Below are 16,028 nucleotides of genomic sequence, written 5' to 3'. Positions count from 1 at the left end.
TTACAAATACAATCAGATCTTTACAAATTAGCTCATGATTAAATGGCTATGATGGAGATGAAAGTGTGCAACTGGCTTTATCGTAGCATTACTAACAGAATTAAAAATGCTCCTTCACCTGGAAGCGAAATTCCCATGAATTAATGTCGTTACCCGATGTCATTGGCATGGCAATATCAATGTGGGCAACGTTGCCGTAACTCGATTTTGATGAGTATAATCTTGCACCTATACCAATGCTGCCAATAGGACCACTGACTTCATTTTGCTGATCTGGGCCGCCAGAAGCTTGGCCTATATCGGCAAACAGTGCCCAGCCTAATTCTGCTAATTGATATAAATTGATATTAGGGTAATAACGGATTTCGCTGGTAAATAACCATTGATTATCACCATGTTGATAATCGTTAGGATAACCTCGTACACCCGTCTCGTCTCCTAAGGCAAAGGTTTGATCGAGGTAGTTATTGTGCGATGTAGCGACTCTAGCTTTAGAGTAGGCAGTCCATTTAGGGTTTATTTGATGGAAGTATTCTGCCGATAAACCCACATTATAAAAGTCTTGTTGACCTGTTTGTATGTCAGTTCTGCCAGTTAAACTCATTAGCAGTAATTGATTATCTTGCTGCCAGCCACGGGTGGTCAATACATTTAAGTGATAACCCAGCGCTGAACTGTCGGCAACATCATTGGTTTCTAGGCCAAGGGTGACCACATGGCGCCAGCCTAGGTTAAAGTCTTCGTTGTTATTGATTAAGTGAATGTTATTGAGCACGGTGTACTGGTCTTGCAAGTATTCGTAACTTAGCCAGGGGTAAATAAAATCGCGGTCTAACGGCAGTGGCGAATCAGGATAGATATCAAGGTTATTAAACAGGTGCTGTTCTTGTGTTACGCCAACACTGATACGCTGTAAGTAATCGGCTTGTCTATCGACTAACCAGCCAAAACCGATATTGGCATAATCGATAATATGCTCAAATTCGTAAATGTCTTTGCCATTTTGTCTAATGGTGTCAATGCGAGTGTCGGTTGACCACGCTGCGCCATACATATCTTTGGTGTCTAAGGCGTAAAAGGGTTTATTAAAGGCTAATGCAGAGGCCTGGCCGTCGCTGTTATCATAAAAATCAACGGCAATATTGCCATGTTTAACCCATCTCACTGGTGCGTCAAAGGCAAATTTATAACCTGTTCTGTCGGCACTTGATTGGTATTTTATTTTGGTTTGTACGCCTAAACCCAGCAAGTTATCTTCTTTAATTCCGAACGAGTATTTGGTATCGCCACCGTTTTTACTCAAACTTACCGTAGGCAATAGCGACCAATTGTCCCAGGTCTCTACTAATACCACGTCTTCAACATTGTCTCCGGCCAATGGGTCTTTGCGCGCGATATTAATTTCGGCATCGCGAATATAAGGCTCATAACGCAGTAGACGTTGCGCTTCGTAGAGATCTTTTTCGGTGATTTTATCGCCTTCTTCAAAACTTAAGCTATTGAGAATGGTCGATTCTTGGGTGTTGATGTGTAAGTAATTAGCCCAACGATGGAGAAAAATAGCGTCAGGGGCTGACTCATCAAAAATAGGGTGGCTGACAATGACGATACTAGCGACCTTGTCGACATCATGTTTGTTCACTGTCGATACAGCGGGTGGGCTTTCCACCGGCTCATCATTAGCGCTGGCGCTAGTGTGAGAGAGCAAAATGACGAAAAAACCGGCTGCCATTACAGATCTTGGCATAAATTCGTCCTCAATATTATTTTTGTTATATGTCACGGACACGTCAAACGTTAAATTAGTGTAAGTAAAATGAAGCGTTTGCGTTATCACTTGCCTTAATAACACACTTGAATGAGACAATAGTCAAGTGTTTAAAGGTTTTAGCGTGACTTGAGTAATAACGGGCTGCCCAGTCGGCAGCCCTTTTGCTGGGAGAGTGGAATGACTACAATGAACGGCGCGGCGGAACTACAACGTTTGCAAAAATCAGCCCCGCAATTAACGACATAAAAATCAGAAAAATTTGCGAGCCTAAATGTGCTTGATTAAGCATAGTTTCACCGGAGATAAGGGCGTTTAAACCAATGTAGGTTTTGCTGCCAGGTACCAAAATAACAATCCCTTGCAGTAAGGCTATCGATACCGGAGCTTTCATCCAACGTGCATATAAGTTGGAGTAAATACCAACGGCCAATGCACCAACAAAAATACCAATGGATTCACCTAAATAAATCCCTCCAAGCATTGCCGAGAAAAAGGCCACAATACCGGCAAACACGCCCCATGGAGAGTCTTTAAGGCGCGCTTTAAAAATAATCACCAATGACATCGACAATAATGGCACCGCAGACCATATGGCCCAGCGAGGTAAGGGGATAGGGTCAATATAGGTGACATCACCAAATATCGCTTTACCAATGGTCATGCCGAGTACCGCACCAAAATACAGTTTAAATAACTGCATTACCGCATCCATAATACGTGCTGTACCAGAGATTAAATCGCGCGCCGCCAGTTCTGCTAAACCTAAGGTAAGGGCTAAGCCCGGCACAAAAATAATGATCCCCGATAAAATGGTCACTGGCAAATTAATGCTCGGGTCAAATTGCGAGATGGCCGTGGCTAAAATTGCGCACATTACTGCTGCCATAGGTTCGAGCATTTCAGCTATGCGCTTTGAGCGTTCGGCCCAAAATACCAAGCTATAAACTAATAAGCCTAGAATGGCAGACCAAAAAACATCATGCCAACCGGTGCCCATTAACATAGCAAACGCCCCAGCACTTGAGCCAAAGGCTAGCAGTGTCAGTTTATGGCCATAAGGGTTAGGTTTGTTGGCAATTTCTTCTAGACGGTCCAGTGCTTCTTGTAAGGTGCGCTGGCCTGAACTGAGCTCTTCAACTAATTCAAAAGTTCGTGCCAATGAGCCCAAATCAAGTTCGCCAGGTTTAACTCGCGCTACGTGGTTATACTCTTGCTCAGTGTCATGTTGCAGTACAAAAGTCATCGAAGTGGGCGATATTAAAAAATAACCTTCAATGCCTAGCGTGCTACATACTGTTTGCAGGTGGGATTCTAAGCGATACGCCGGCGTACCAAACTTATGCAGGTACTTTCCTAACTTAATGATAAATCTGCGTTTTTCTAAAAAATCCTGATTATCCACTGGGCAGTAGTCACTCTTATTAAAGTATTGATGTTATTTTGGCGCGAATATTAACCGATAAGGTCGTGTGTTTATAGCCAAACTGATTCAAAATGTGGTTTTAGCTCATATTAGCATTGTGATATTAAATGCTGATGTCAAAATAATAATATAGTCGAATTAAGGATTAAGGCATGACATTAATGATTTCGGGATTATACGCAGGGTTAACTGCACTATTGTTACTTGGGTTAGCTTATAAAGTGGTTAAGTTACGTCGATTGAATAAAATTGGCATTGGTGATGGCGGTAATCAGGCGTTATCACTTGCCATTCGCGCACACGGCAACTTAGTTGAAAACGCCCCCGTCGTTATGGTGTTATTGGTGTTAGCTGAACTCAACGGCATGCCAGATTATTTATTACACATCGTTGGTACCGTGTGGATTGTTGCTCGTCTATTGCACGCCATTGGGCTTAATCAGGGTAAAGGCGGACTTCATTTTGGCCGTTTTTGGGGTGTATTAATGACCTGGATAGTGCTATTGAGTTTAGCTGTTGCTAATATTGGCTTCTTTTTAGGTCTGTAGCCGTCTAATACGTGGTGATACGCGCTTATCACCACTTTTTATAAGGTTAATTACTGATAAAATATTTCACTTTTGCTGCTTTTTTAGTCACACTTAGTGCCACTGTACTGCTATACTCCGCGTCCGTTAAATTCAGCTTTAGGCTGAGATTATCATCGGATCAATGAGACTGATTTCCCCCATTTATGTAGGTCATATACATGCAAGTTGAGTCAACGTTATTTAATTATCCAAAGTTTTGGGCGCATAGCTTCGGAACAGCACCTTTTTTACCCATGTCTCGCAAAGAGATGGATATTTTAGGCTGGGATAGTTGCGATATTATTGTCGTAACAGGCGATGCGTATGTGGACCATCCAAGTTTTGGTATGGCGGTGATTGGGCGGATGTTAGAGGCCCAAGGTTACCGTGTGGGGATTATTTCTCAGCCTGATTGGTCAAATAAAGAAGACTTTATGCAGCTTGGCCGTCCTAACCTGTTTTTTGGGGTGACAGCTGGCAACATGGATTCAATGATTAACCGCTACACAGCAGACCGCAAGTTACGTCATGACGACGCTTACACCGCTGGTGATATTGGCGGCAAGCGCCCAGATCGTGCCGTAACCGTATACACCCAGCGCTGTAAAGAAGCCTTTAAAGAAGTGCCTGTTGTCATTGGTGGTATTGAAGCCAGTTTGCGCCGTATTGCTCATTATGATTATTGGTCTGATAAAGTGCGTCGCAGTGTGATTTTTGACGCCAAAGCCGACATCTTAATTTACGGTAATGCCGAGCGCCCATTAATGGAAGTGGCTCGTCGTATTGCTGCAGGTGAAGCGATTAGCGACATTGACGATGTTCGTGGTACGGCTGTGATGCGTAAAGACCCTATGCCGGGTTGGCGTGGTATGGATTCGCGTAAAATAGACCAACTGCATAAAATTGAACCCTTGCCGAGCCCTTATGGCGCTGACGATGTGGGTTGTAGTAATTTATCTGGGCCAACAGACAACAAAATTTTTGATAACGATGCGCCAAAGCCCATAAGTATTCAACCACCTCGTCCTAAGCCATGGGAAAAAACCTATGTGCTATTGCCTGCTTACGACAAAGTCAGCGAAGATAAATATTTGTATGCGCATGCCTCGCGTATTTTGCACCAAGAGCAAAATCCAGGTTGTGCTCGCGCGCTGTTTCAACCGCATGATGCAAACCGTGGTGTATGGGTAAACCCGCCTGCGTGGCCATTAAACACTGACGAGATGGACGCGGTATTCGACTTGCCTTATCAGCGTATTCCGCATCCGATGTATGGCAAAGAAAAAATTCCTGCTTACGATATGATTAAGACTTCAATCAATATCATGCGTGGGTGTTTTGGTGGCTGTTCATTCTGTTCGATTACCGAACATGAAGGGCGTATTATTCAAAGTCGCTCGCAAGAGTCGATTATTAAAGAAATTAAAGACATTCAAGAAAAAGTGCCTGGGTTTACCGGCGTTATTTCTGACCTAGGCGGCCCAACAGCTAACATGTACCGTTTAGGTTGTACTAGCGAAAAAGCGGAAAAAACCTGTCGTCGTTTGTCGTGCGTATTCCCATCGATTTGTGGCCATTTAGGCACAGACCATAAACACACCATCGACTTATACAAAGCAGCACGTGAAGTACCAGGCATTAAAAAAGTATTAATCGCTTCGGGTGTTCGTTACGATTTGGCTATCGAAAACCCAGAATATATTAGAGAGTTAGCTAAACATCATGTGGGTGGTTATTTAAAAATTGCCCCAGAACATACCGAAGAAGGCCCACTCAGTAAAATGATGAAGCCGGGCATGGGAACCTATGACAAGTTTAAAGAACTGTTTGATAAGTTTTCTAAGGAAGCCGGTAAAGAGCAATTCTTAATTCCGTATTTTATTTCGGCCCATCCAGGCACCACAGATGAAGATATGGTTAACCTTGCGCTATGGTTAAAAGGACAGAAGTTTAAACTTGACCAAGTACAGAACTTTTATCCATCGCCAATGGCTAACGCGACGACCATTTATCATACCGAGCTTAACTCATTGAAAAACGTTAAACATGATAGTGAGCAAGTGACAGTACCGAAAAAAGGTCGCCAACGTAAATTGCATAAATTCTTATTACGTTATCATGATCCTGCAGGCTGGCCGATGATCCGTGAAGCCTTAGTGGCGATGGGCAAAGAGTCGCTTATTGGTAATGGGCCAAATCACTTAGTGCCACCAGAAACTCGTAATGAGCAAAGTAAAGTGAAGTGGGGCCAAAAGCCTGCTGCTAAAGCTAAAGACCAAGGTGGTCAAAAAGCCATGACTCGTTTTTCTGCTGATCAATTTGAAGACCGCAAAGGCGCGTCAAAAGCAGAGAAAACCAAAGCCAAACCCGCAGGACAAAAATCTAAAGCTGCGGTAAAAAGCACTGGCCAGCCGGCAAACGCCACAGGGGCTAAACGTCCGGCCAAAACCGGTTGGGCAACCAAGTCTAAATACGCGAAATAGTCAGTTAGCTTTATCGCGCGATATACACTAAACCCGCATTTATGCGGGTTTAGTGTATCTACTATCCCGAGTTGAGGTTATCTAGTCCTCCATACGTAAAGCGTGTACTCTGTGTGCAAGAATAAATATCAATAAGCAAAGGATCAGCATCATGGCTAAAACGAGTACATTACGTGGTTACTTCACTAGCGCATTAGTATGTAGCGCGGCATTAATTGCCTTCCCAAGTAACGCGGCTAACTCAGTGCAGCAACAACAGTTTTTTGAAGCAATAACTGATCTTTGTGGCCAAGCCTTTGCCGGTAAAATTACTGCTGGTGGCAGTGAAGATGATGGCTTTAGTGGCAAAACACTAATTATGCATGTGCGCGAATGTAACGATAAGCAGTTAAAAATTCCATTTCATGTAGGCGAAGATCATTCACGTACCTGGGTCATCACCCAAACCGACACGGGCTTACAGTTAAAACACGACCATCGCCATAAAGATGGCTCCGAAGACAAAGTCACTATGTACGGTGGCGACACTCGCGATGTCGGTACCGCCAATATGCAATCGTTTCCAGTGGATGATGAGTCGATAGTCAATTTTAAACAAAATGGTCTAGATCAATCGGTCACCAATGTGTGGCAGATGATGATTGAAGCACATACGTTTACTTATCGTTTAACACGCGAAAATCGTGATTTTAAAGTGGAATTTGATTTAACCAAACCGGTTGAGTTACCACCTGTACCGTGGGGGTATGAGTAAACGCCATTCGTTACGTCTTCCCGGCAATGCTTTTTAGCCGGGATCCAGGTGTTTGTTTTTGTCGTTTTGCTTATGGCCTGCGGCCACTAACTTTGTGGCGCTTCGCCCACATCAGAGTATGAATAAACGTTACTCTGGTTCAAGTAAACTCCATTAGTTACGTCTTCCCGGCAATGCTTTTGAGCCGGGATCCAGGTGTTAGTTTTTGTTGTTTTACTTATGGTCTGCGGCCACTAAGGTCGTGGCGCGTCGCCCACACCAGAGTATGAATAAACGTTATTCTGGTTCAAGTAAACTCCATTAGTTACGTCTTCCCGGCAATGCTTTTGAGCCGGGATCCAGGTGTTAGTTTTTGTTGTTTTACTTATGGTCTGCGGCCACTAACGCTTAAGATCGCAAGGTTCCACCCTGCACGGGCCAAAAGGGGATCAACAGCAATCCCCTCTTGGATCACCTGTGCCGTTCCGGCAACATTTTCGCTTTTTAACCAAACAACAGCAGCGAAAAAATTGCGACGGAAAATTATCGAGCTTTTTACCGTGTTTGTAGCCTGCTTCAGCCACCTCTTTATGGTAAAGAATGAAAATGCTAACGCTTCAGATGGGGTGTTCATTCCATCACATTGACTATCTTGTTTACTCGAACTACCTGATGTACTGTCTAAAAAAGTGTTGGTGGATGGGAAATCATGAAAGTGTTAGTTGATGGTGAGAGTTATCTAGATATTTTGTTTGAAAAACATCTTGGCTCGCATAAACAATTTAATCATATCGAATTTGAGGACTGTCAGTTTGTAGACTGTGATTTCTCCGAAACTCAGTTCAAAAATTGTAAATTCCTTAATTGTATATTTGAACGATGTAATTTCAGCTTGGTTGACCTTTCTAATTCAAAGCTGTTTGAAGTTAGGTTTCAAGATAGCAAATTAATCGGTGTTGATTGGGCGAAAGCTGAATGGGCTATATACCACTTAGATTTTGAACTTAACTTTACGCGTTGTATTTTGAATGACTCATCATTTTTTGGGCTTAAATTGCACGAGTTAGTCTTGGATGAATGTAAGTTACATGATGTTGACTTTCGCGAGGGTGACTTTACTAATTCATCAATGACTTATTGTAACTTTAGGCATAGTTTATTTATGAGAACAAATTTACAAGGGGTCGATTTCAGTGACTCAGAAGAATACGTTATTGACGTTTTTGAAAATAATGTGAAAAAGGCAAAGTTTTCAAGGAGCGAAGCACTGAGTCTATTGGACAGTTTAGGTGTTGAACTCGTTGACTGAAAGTCTGACTGACGTTTAAGACGAGTTTCGAACGCTTAGTGGAATTAACATAGCTATCTAACCCAATTGGTCGAATAGTCAATACTTTACTAGATGTATGCCTCTAGTATCAGAGGCACTTTTTATTTTGAATCATGTTGTTTAAATCTTTATTGATATTTTACCTCCAGACACGCAAGAGGTTAGATCGAAGAGAGATAATGACAGGTGTAGATGAGTCAGCGAGTGTCCAAAAAAGGGATGTTTTGGTTAAGCCCACATGGAGGTGCTTGCGGCGTCTCGCTTAATCATCTGCACGGAGCCTGCGGCAGGCAATAAGTAACAATGAATTTGGGGTTTTAAAGAAGCAACCCAATACCAATAAGGTCAGATTAAGCAAGTATGTGAGCTGCCTTTTTACAAAAGATCTAGCAATATGAATCAACTCACCCAAAACAATTCAGGCTGCCAATGGCAGCCTGAATGCTCTGTAAGCTACGAGTACAAACTCGTATGAGTTAGTTACTACTTACTATCAAACGTAAACGATTGACCTGCTAAGGCTGCTTCAAACATCAATCCGCCTTTAGCTGCGGTGAAAATAGCCATACCATTAATGTATTTAGCAGCCGCATTATGGTTGCTGCCCGCTTGACCTGCGCCTGCTGAATTACCCGTGGTGCCAACCTGGGCACTAGCACCTAAATTAATTGCCACAGCTGAAGCTTGGGCGCTAAATTCAAAACTACCACTGGTAAATTCGTTATAGGCTTTAGCGTCTTTAAAAAAGATAATTTCGCTATAGGCTTGGCCGCCTAATTGAAAACCAATCGATAACTGCGTAAGGGTTGAGTCACCCATGTGGCTACCAGCTTGATAGACTCGGCCATTGCCATAAGCGGCACCAATACCTATGCCGCCTTTAGCAACGGTAGGGAAAATAGCATAACCATAAGCGGAATTAAAAAAGTGCTGCGTTTCAGTGGCTTTTTTAAAGTTATTTTCGGCTTCTACATAGGTGTTGTCATTTGCGAAGCTAGGTAATGAAAACGCTAAGCTAAATAACACTAATATGCTTGAAAAAAATAGATTTGTTGGACGTTGCATAAATCACCTCATTGACATCATTGTCACTCTATATCCATCTAGATTACCAATACCGATAGATAGGCGCGAGTTAATTAACGTTTATACTTGCGCACAGGTAGACTGAGATCAAACAAACCCTATTCTCATGTGTTGTAGGTGCAATTGGTTGCAATCGCATCCAGATGTATAAGCGGCTATATGATGGACTCACTTTGACGCTTGCGCTCATGACGGTTTGATACGCCTTCTGGCGGTAAGCCTGGAGCGGGCTTGCGTTCAGCAAGTAAATGTTTAATGGCCATAATTGGGTGGGGTAATAACATTCTTGGGCCTGCAAAAAGCATAATCTCACGAGCTTTTTGTTTCATGTGAGGCTTGTAGCAATGTACCGGACATTTATTGCAGGTTGGTTTATCTTGGCCATATGGGCAGCGGTCTAGGCGGGTATTGGCATAACTTAAAAATTCACAACATTGCTCGCACACACCGTGCGATGGTTTTATCGGGTGGTGCGCTTTACAGTAAATAGTGACCATGGCTTCAATGGTGCGAAATTCAAACAGTAACTGGCCTGTGAGTAATTCTGTGTCGCTCATGGTAATACCTTAGTAAATTAGTCTGGTATTGTGAGTTTATGCGGCAAAATAACCGCTGACAAATTCGCATTCGCTAATTATGAATTCAAACACAAAACTAAGGTTGAGTGTGTTATTGATCGCAAAAATGGCTTAAATGATCATTGATTTGGCGGTAATGGATAGCTTGTTACAGTTTAAAGTGGATAAACACTTGATTTTATAGCACAGATTGAAATAATAATGACTGGTGCTTAAAAAATAATCGCACTCGAATATTCACAGCGAAAAAATGATATTAATATCGTAAAAATGGCTCACAACCCATGAGTGTGAGTAACATGGAATCCATGCGTGTTTGCGCATAACCAGCAAGGTGGACGCCTAATGCTAATAAAGATCTTTTTAGTTGTCATATTGGTTGTAATTGCCATGTATCTATACAGGCGCACCCAAGTAGTGGCAAAACAAGAATTAGACAAAAGTACCCGTACAACCAAAGTATCTGAAGCGCAATCAGAGGTCGCTTCGCACGCAGATACCGCGCAATCAGACTCAGTAGAGGCACCCGCAGCGGTTACCGACAGTAGTGAAGTTGACACGACCATCAACCAAGACAATGACACACCAATTGAACCAGAAATCTCTCCGGCGGAGAGTGTTGAAGTGCCAGCGGTTAAGCCTGAGATGGCTGAACCACATGAAACCAAAGATGTCGCGCCTGCTGTAGCGCAAGCAACTCAGGCAGAAGTCACTGAGCCTGAAGCTATTGTGACTGAAGCTATTGCAACTGAAGAGATAGACACTGAAAAAGCAGAAGATGTTAAAACTGCTCAGCTTAATAAAGACGAAGCGCCAACTGCAGCACCTCAAGTTGAAGCCGATGAGAATCAGGGGCATCAATTAAGTTTAACAACAGTGAAAGGGGAGTGGGCCAGCGATAGTTTTGTGCAGTTAGTTGCAGTAGCAAACACCGCAAGTGATGCACAAGCTCAGCATGATGCGCTAGCGAACGTGATTAACCATTGCTATAAAATGCGTAAGCAAAGTGATTATTGCCAATACGGCGCTGCACTTAAGTTGGCTTACCTCGACTTATTCCGTGTGGTATATCAACAACACGTTGCGAATGATAATGCCCAAGATATTAAAGCCCCTGCGTTTATGCAATTATCGACATTGTTGAATGATATTGGCGAGTTTGGGCAAGCGATTAGTGTATGCCAACAGGCGATTGAATATCACTTAACCGACGGCACCGTCACCGGATTTGAAGGCCGGATTAATCGAATTGAGAAAGCGCAAGCAAAGGCAGGCTAACTCAGTTAATACAGGGTGATGGATATCGGGTATGATAGCCATAAAGGAAGCGGACCTCGGTCCGCTTTTTTGTATTTTGTGTCCGTGAATGAATGTGAATAATGGATGCTGGTGGCTGACAGAATAAAGGTTTGGGTGACAGTGATGACTTCTTTAATAAGCAAATTACTCCTTGCTGCAATTGGGTTAAGTGTTGTGATGGGGTGCACGCGCACACCAGAATGGACACTCTTTTACGTTGCTGATAATCCGCAAAATGCCGAAATGGCGATAGCATCAGCCAACATGGTGCAAACCGAGTTCATTTTAGGTTATTACGATACGCTCGAGCAATGCCAAGCAAAAGGTTCCGGCATGTTACGTTTGCAAGGTTCATCAATGCCCGCTGCGCAAGCCTTTGTGTGCGCGCAACAATGCCAAGTAGACGACAACAAGCAACTGAATTGCCAAAGCCAAGTGTTGGGAGGCGCGTTGGATGCGCTTTAAGCAAGACTTTTTTGAACAATTAGACGGCTTTTATTCGCAAGTCTATCCGCAGGGGATTCAACATCCCCACTGGCTCGGCTGGAGCGATGACGCCGCTAAATTGATTGGTTTAGACAAACCAAATGATGATTTATTAATGCAGCTTTCGGCAAATGCTGCTGCGCCTGGTGCCAGTTATTATGCTCAAGTTTACAGTGGTCATCAGTTTGGTGGATATACCCCAAAATTAGGTGATGGTCGCTCGATTATTTTAGGTGAAGCGGTGGGGCCTAATGGTGCGTGGGATGTCGCCTTAAAAGGTGGCGGCCCAACGCCGTATTCACGCCAAGGTGATGGCCGAGCCGTAATGCGCTCTGCAGTGCGCGAGTTTTTAGTGTCAGAGGCACTGGCGGCATTGTCTGTCCCTACAAGCAGAGCATTAGCGGTCATTGGGTCTGATTTACCGGTATGGCGCGAAAGCCAAGAGACCGCAGCCATTACCGTGCGTTTGGCTAAAAGTCATATTCGCTTTGGCCATTTTGAATATTTTTGTTACAGCGAAAAAGGTGCGCCAGACAAGCTAACCCAATTGCTTAATTTTGCCATTACTCAGCATTTTCCTCATTTAACAACCGATATCGCAGGCTACAAACAATGGTTTGTCGAGGTGGTGCAATCAACAGCAAAAATGATCGCCCATTGGCAAGCCGTTGGATTTGCTCATGGGGTCATGAATACCGATAACATGTCGATTTTAGGCGATACGTTCGACTTTGGCCCGTTTGCATTTTTAGATACCTTTAAAGAAGACTTTATCTGTAATCATTCAGATCACGAGGGCCGCTATGCTTTTGGTCAGCAACCTGGTATCGGCTTATGGAATCTAAAACGCCTAGCGCAAGCGCTGACTCCGATTATTCCGTCGGATGATTTAATCGCAGCGTTAAATACTTACCAGCCGAGTTTAGTGAGCCAATATGTGAGTTTAATGCGGGCAAAATTGGGTTTTGGCTCTGGCCACAGCGTAGAGCGCGATGCGCAAACCGAGTTAGAGAAACAAGACTTACAGTTAATTAGCCAATTTACGGTGTTATTAGAAAATAACCAGTTGGACTATAGCAACAGCTTGCGCCAAATAGGCCAGATAGACATAAGCAGTCAGCACAGTTCACTTCGCGATAACATGGTTAATGTGAACGAATTTGACCGTTGGTTTCAAACTTATCAAGCCCGGGTTGGTTCAGTTGCCGATGTTACTGCCTGGCAAGGTGAGCGTAATCAGCACAATCCAAAATATATTCTACGTAATTACCTCGCCCAAGAAGCGATTATCGACATTGAAGAAAAAGGCGATAACAGCAAGCTGCTTCAATTGCAGCAACTATTAACCCGCCCGTATGATGAACAGCCCGAAATGGATGATTATGCTAAACGACCACCAGACTGGGGCCAAGGCTTAATTATGTCTTGCAGCAGTTAGTTGAATTATTTTATCTGAGTCTTTTTATGAAATTATTGTCTGCTAAATTTGATCCCGACGCCCTGAGTATTGTTATTCAAGCTGACGTTGATTTTGAGCAATTTGAATTATTTGCCGAACCCTTAGCGACCGCATTAGATTGCGATATTCGCGAACGCCAGTGGGGCGCTGACAGACACCAATGGCTGCTGAATTTTGAAGGTTGCCCGGTGTGGTTACACTATGAATTTTACGGTGATATTTGCTGGTTATCGGTCGATAACGCCAATGATGTCGACGTATTAGGCTTTTTAGTCAGCTTGCTTACGCCGCATATTAAAACCACCCAAGAAGGTTTACATGGATAATAGCAGTGCAGAGTTTCACTTTCAGGCATTAACGCCAGACCTTATTTTAGATGCGATTGAAAGCATTGGAATATTTCCTGAAACCGGTTTGTTAGCATTAAACAGCTATGAAAACCGGGTTTATCAGTTCCGTTGTGACCAAGGTTTACGTTATGTGGTTAAGTTTTATCGTCCACAACGTTGGAGTGATGCGCAAATCCAAGAAGAGCATGACTATGCATTGGCCTTAGCGGCTGAAGATATTCCTATCGCAGTGCCTGTTGTCATTGAAACTCGGACATTGTTTGAGTTTAAGGGGTACCGCTTTGCTTTATTCCCCTCCATTGGTGGCCGTGCATTTGAAGTTGATAATGACGAGCAGCTTGAGTCTGTAGGGCGCTTTATTGGCCGTATTCATCAATATGCCAGTAAGCAGCCTTTTGTACATCGCGAGCCGTTAACCCCTGAAATTTTAGGCGATGACGCCTATCGTTATTTGCGCGATAGCGGTATTGTTTCCTCGGGAATGCACGATGCGTTTTTTACTGTGGTAGAGCAAGTGCTGACAAAAGCGAAACAGATTTGGCAGCAATATAACGTTGAGACCATTCGTTTACACGGTGATTTGCATCCGGGTAATATTTTGTGGACACCCGACGGGCCAGGTTTTGTCGATTTAGATGATGCAAGGCAAGGACCCGCGGTACAAGATATTTGGATGATGCTGACTGGCGATAGAGCACAACAATTATTACAACTCGACATTTTGATTGAGGCTTACCAAGAGTTCTGTGATTTTGACACCAAACAATTGGCGTTAATCGAGCCGTTAAGAGCGTTTAGAATGATCCATTACAACGCATGGCTAACTAAACGTTGGCAAGATCCTGCGTTTCCGATGAACTTTCCCTGGTTTGCTGACATCAAATATTGGGAACAACAAACCTTGGCGTTTAAAGAGCAACTGGCGGCATTAAACGAGGCGCCTTTGAGTCTCAGCAGCTTTAATAGTTGATTAACATTGATTCATAATCACTACAGGATGTATTTAGTTACAAATACAATCAGGTAGCGATTGAGTTACTGCCTAGCGCTAGACTATGATAGTACCAGCGATTTTTTATTAGTATATTTTGCCTATTGAAAGGAAGTGAGATGAAAAAAGCATTATTGATGGCCGCAGCACTACTACTCGCGCCAATGGCGGCGATGGCTGCAGATTATAAAGAAGGTGTTCATTACACTGTGATTAATGAAGGCCCTGAATCAGCCAAGCCAGAAATCACTGAGTTTTTCTCTTTCTATTGTCCACATTGTTTTAACTTTGCTAAAACGGTTGTGCCAAAGATTGAAGCTAACTTGCCTGAAGGCGTGGCGTTTAACCAGTCTCACGTTGATTTCATTGGCCGTGAAATGGGCGTAGAAATGTCACGCGCCTTTGCGGTTGCGAAGCAGTTAAATGTTGAAGAAAAAATTGAACCTGCATTATTTAGTGCTATCCATGATAAGCGTCAGCAGTTTACCCGTGCGGATGACATCAGAGCGTTATTTATTGCCAATGGCGTAGATGCTAAAGCCTATGATGCAGCAGCAAGTTCATTTATGGTGAATGCTCAGATGTCAAAAATGAAACGTGATACTGAAAATTCAAAAATTTCTGGTGTGCCAACGCTGGTTGTTAATGGTAAATACCGTGTAGAAACAAGCTCTATCAAGTCTTATGACGAGCTTATTGATATTGCATTTTATTTATCAACGATGAATAAAAAGTAAATTAAATCATGGCGACTTTAGCGCTATGATTGAGCTGAAGTGCGGTATGCGAAGAGGAGCTTAGGCTCCTTTTTTGTTGTCTACAGATTGGATAGCATGACAATAACTGGGGGATTACAGGCAAAAAAAAACCGTATATCTATAAAAGACAATACGGTGATGAGTCAAATGACTCTTTTTTACCCTGAGTAACGTCAAGGATATTAGCATGGCGTCAAAATATTGGCAAGTGGCATTATATTGTCGCAACCATTATCGTGTGATTTGTCAGACTATTTGAAAACGTAATGTTAATGAAACTCTTATTAAAACGTGTTGTCCAACCTTCTGACTGGCATCAATGCTGTCTATTTATTCAGCAGTTAAGAGATAACAGTCCGTTTTAGTGCGATACAACTACAGCCAAACGGGTTCATTGTATCGCACGCTAATCTCACTATGCCGCAGGGCTGTTTAGCCCTAATGTCGGTTAATGACAACGTATTATGTGTATTTGCTCTAGGAGGAGACACTATGAGAACGTTCCCTGTTTATGCGCCCAAGTTAATTGTTAAGCATGCTAGGATCTTTCTGAGTGGCGTGATTTGGGTAAAAGATTTAGGTTTACTCGAGTTTGAAAAAGGACGTTTTTTGCAAACAAAAAAAAGCCTGCCAAAAGTGAGGCAGGCGATCAGCGAATTAAATGCCCTGATTGAGGCGCAATCTACGCCGCAGCAATCAGTTTAAAAAGACT

16 protein-coding genes are annotated in these 16,028 nt (G+C 43.1%); 11 read left to right on the top strand and 5 right to left on the bottom strand.

Annotated elements, in window-relative coordinates; all coding sequences use genetic code 11:
* Window positions 1–100: 100 nt before the first annotated feature.
* Both ACROAE_RS07615 and ACROAE_RS07610 read right to left on the bottom strand, forming a co-directional pair.
* A complete protein-coding gene (locus ACROAE_RS07615) occupies window positions 101–1,747 on the bottom strand; it encodes a ShlB/FhaC/HecB family hemolysin secretion/activation protein (RefSeq protein ID WP_432400399.1) in 1,647 nt (548 codons plus the stop codon).
* A gap of 205 nt (window positions 1,748–1,952) precedes the next feature.
* On the bottom strand, window positions 1,953–3,173 hold the full coding sequence (locus ACROAE_RS07610; RefSeq protein ID WP_432400397.1) for a threonine/serine ThrE exporter family protein: 1,221 nt from the start codon (window positions 3,171–3,173) through the stop codon (window positions 1,953–1,955).
* A 173-nt stretch (window positions 3,174–3,346) separates the two neighbouring features.
* On the opposite strand from ACROAE_RS07610, the gene ACROAE_RS07605 reads away from it, so the two are divergent.
* From ACROAE_RS07605 to ACROAE_RS07595, 3 genes are all read left to right on the top strand, one after another.
* A complete protein-coding gene (locus ACROAE_RS07605) occupies window positions 3,347–3,742 on the top strand; it encodes an MAPEG family protein (protein ID WP_432400396.1) in 396 nt (131 codons plus the stop codon).
* Window positions 3,743–3,942: 200 nt separating this feature from the next.
* Complete coding sequence (locus ACROAE_RS07600) at window positions 3,943–6,246, top strand: YgiQ family radical SAM protein (protein ID WP_432400395.1); 2,304 nt, start codon at window positions 3,943–3,945, stop codon at window positions 6,244–6,246.
* Between the two features lie 151 nt (window positions 6,247–6,397).
* Complete coding sequence (locus tag ACROAE_RS07595; RefSeq protein ID WP_432400394.1) at window positions 6,398–7,000, top strand: hypothetical protein; 603 nt, start codon at window positions 6,398–6,400, stop codon at window positions 6,998–7,000.
* A 364-nt stretch (window positions 7,001–7,364) separates the two neighbouring features.
* Here ACROAE_RS07595 and ACROAE_RS07590 read toward each other — a convergent pair whose 3' ends face one another.
* Window positions 7,365–7,613, bottom strand: a complete 249-nt coding sequence (locus ACROAE_RS07590) for a hypothetical protein (RefSeq protein ID WP_432400393.1) — start codon at window positions 7,611–7,613, stop codon at window positions 7,365–7,367.
* A 75-nt stretch (window positions 7,614–7,688) separates the two neighbouring features.
* Between ACROAE_RS07590 and ACROAE_RS07585 the strand changes: the two genes are divergently transcribed.
* Complete coding sequence (locus tag ACROAE_RS07585) at window positions 7,689–8,288, top strand: pentapeptide repeat-containing protein (RefSeq protein ID WP_432400392.1); 600 nt, start codon at window positions 7,689–7,691, stop codon at window positions 8,286–8,288.
* A gap of 504 nt (window positions 8,289–8,792) precedes the next feature.
* Here the strand turns inward: ACROAE_RS07585 and ACROAE_RS07580 are convergent.
* Together ACROAE_RS07580 and ACROAE_RS07575 are read right to left on the bottom strand one after the other, a co-directional pair.
* A complete protein-coding gene (locus ACROAE_RS07580; protein ID WP_432400391.1) occupies window positions 8,793–9,374 on the bottom strand; it encodes a YSC84-related protein in 582 nt (193 codons plus the stop codon).
* A gap of 176 nt (window positions 9,375–9,550) precedes the next feature.
* Window positions 9,551–9,952, bottom strand: coding sequence for a nitrous oxide-stimulated promoter family protein (locus tag ACROAE_RS07575; protein WP_432400390.1), 402 nt, complete (start codon window positions 9,950–9,952; stop codon window positions 9,551–9,553).
* A 366-nt stretch (window positions 9,953–10,318) separates the two neighbouring features.
* Here ACROAE_RS07575 and ACROAE_RS07570 point away from each other — a divergent pair, with 366 nt between their 5' ends.
* The 7 genes from ACROAE_RS07570 (at window position 10,319) to ACROAE_RS07540 (ending at window position 16,021) form a co-directional block, all read left to right on the top strand.
* A complete protein-coding gene (locus ACROAE_RS07570) occupies window positions 10,319–11,251 on the top strand; it encodes a hypothetical protein (RefSeq protein WP_432400389.1) in 933 nt (310 codons plus the stop codon).
* Window positions 11,252–11,395: 144 nt separating this feature from the next.
* Window positions 11,396–11,737 carry a hypothetical protein gene (locus ACROAE_RS07565; RefSeq protein WP_432400388.1) on the top strand — a complete coding sequence of 114 codons (342 nt, stop codon included), beginning with the start codon at window positions 11,396–11,398 and terminating at the stop codon, window positions 11,735–11,737.
* Window positions 11,727–13,196, top strand: a complete 1,470-nt coding sequence (locus ACROAE_RS07560; RefSeq protein ID WP_432400387.1) for a protein adenylyltransferase SelO — start codon at window positions 11,727–11,729, stop codon at window positions 13,194–13,196. The genes ACROAE_RS07565 and ACROAE_RS07560 overlap by 11 nt, the downstream gene beginning before the upstream one ends.
* A gap of 26 nt (window positions 13,197–13,222) precedes the next feature.
* Window positions 13,223–13,543, top strand: a complete 321-nt coding sequence (locus ACROAE_RS07555; protein ID WP_432400386.1) for a DUF3630 family protein — start codon at window positions 13,223–13,225, stop codon at window positions 13,541–13,543.
* A complete protein-coding gene (locus ACROAE_RS07550) occupies window positions 13,536–14,537 on the top strand; it encodes a serine/threonine protein kinase (RefSeq protein ID WP_432400385.1) in 1,002 nt (333 codons plus the stop codon). The genes ACROAE_RS07555 and ACROAE_RS07550 overlap by 8 nt, the downstream gene beginning before the upstream one ends.
* A gap of 140 nt (window positions 14,538–14,677) precedes the next feature.
* On the top strand, window positions 14,678–15,295 hold the full coding sequence (locus tag ACROAE_RS07545; protein WP_432400384.1) for a thiol:disulfide interchange protein DsbA/DsbL: 618 nt from the start codon (window positions 14,678–14,680) through the stop codon (window positions 15,293–15,295).
* A 513-nt stretch (window positions 15,296–15,808) separates the two neighbouring features.
* A complete protein-coding gene (locus ACROAE_RS07540) occupies window positions 15,809–16,021 on the top strand; it encodes a DUF1107 family protein (RefSeq protein ID WP_188959125.1) in 213 nt (70 codons plus the stop codon).
* The last annotated feature ends 7 nt before the right edge of the window (window positions 16,022–16,028 follow it).

Source organism: Shewanella sp. MF05960 (assembly GCF_050849305.1).
Classification (GTDB): Bacteria; Pseudomonadota; Gammaproteobacteria; order Enterobacterales; family Shewanellaceae; genus Shewanella.
This window is presented reverse-complemented; position numbering and strand designations above follow the sequence as displayed.

What these genes read in the sequence shown, in the direction of transcription:
- ACROAE_RS07615 (WP_432400399.1), bottom strand. Translation starts at nt 1,747, where the DNA reads ATGCCAAGATCTGTAATGGCAGCCGGTTTTTTCGTCATTTTGCTCTCT.
- ACROAE_RS07605 (WP_432400396.1), top strand. Translation starts at nt 3,347, where the DNA reads ATGACATTAATGATTTCGGGATTATACGCAGGGTTAACTGCACTATTG.
- ACROAE_RS07600 (WP_432400395.1), top strand. Translation starts at nt 3,943, where the DNA reads ATGCAAGTTGAGTCAACGTTATTTAATTATCCAAAGTTTTGGGCGCAT.
- ACROAE_RS07595 (WP_432400394.1), top strand. Translation starts at nt 6,398, where the DNA reads ATGGCTAAAACGAGTACATTACGTGGTTACTTCACTAGCGCATTAGTA.
- ACROAE_RS07590 (WP_432400393.1), bottom strand. Translation starts at nt 7,613, where the DNA reads ATGAACACCCCATCTGAAGCGTTAGCATTTTCATTCTTTACCATAAAG.
- ACROAE_RS07585 (WP_432400392.1), top strand. Translation starts at nt 7,689, where the DNA reads ATGAAAGTGTTAGTTGATGGTGAGAGTTATCTAGATATTTTGTTTGAA.
- ACROAE_RS07580 (WP_432400391.1), bottom strand. Translation starts at nt 9,374, where the DNA reads ATGCAACGTCCAACAAATCTATTTTTTTCAAGCATATTAGTGTTATTT.
- ACROAE_RS07575 (WP_432400390.1), bottom strand. Translation starts at nt 9,952, where the DNA reads ATGAGCGACACAGAATTACTCACAGGCCAGTTACTGTTTGAATTTCGC.
- ACROAE_RS07570 (WP_432400389.1), top strand. Translation starts at nt 10,319, where the DNA reads ATGCTAATAAAGATCTTTTTAGTTGTCATATTGGTTGTAATTGCCATG.
- ACROAE_RS07565 (WP_432400388.1), top strand. Translation starts at nt 11,396, where the DNA reads ATGACTTCTTTAATAAGCAAATTACTCCTTGCTGCAATTGGGTTAAGT.
- ACROAE_RS07560 (WP_432400387.1), top strand. Translation starts at nt 11,727, where the DNA reads ATGCGCTTTAAGCAAGACTTTTTTGAACAATTAGACGGCTTTTATTCG.
- ACROAE_RS07555 (WP_432400386.1), top strand. Translation starts at nt 13,223, where the DNA reads ATGAAATTATTGTCTGCTAAATTTGATCCCGACGCCCTGAGTATTGTT.
- ACROAE_RS07550 (WP_432400385.1), top strand. Translation starts at nt 13,536, where the DNA reads ATGGATAATAGCAGTGCAGAGTTTCACTTTCAGGCATTAACGCCAGAC.
- ACROAE_RS07545 (WP_432400384.1), top strand. Translation starts at nt 14,678, where the DNA reads ATGAAAAAAGCATTATTGATGGCCGCAGCACTACTACTCGCGCCAATG.
- ACROAE_RS07540 (WP_188959125.1), top strand. Translation starts at nt 15,809, where the DNA reads ATGAGAACGTTCCCTGTTTATGCGCCCAAGTTAATTGTTAAGCATGCT.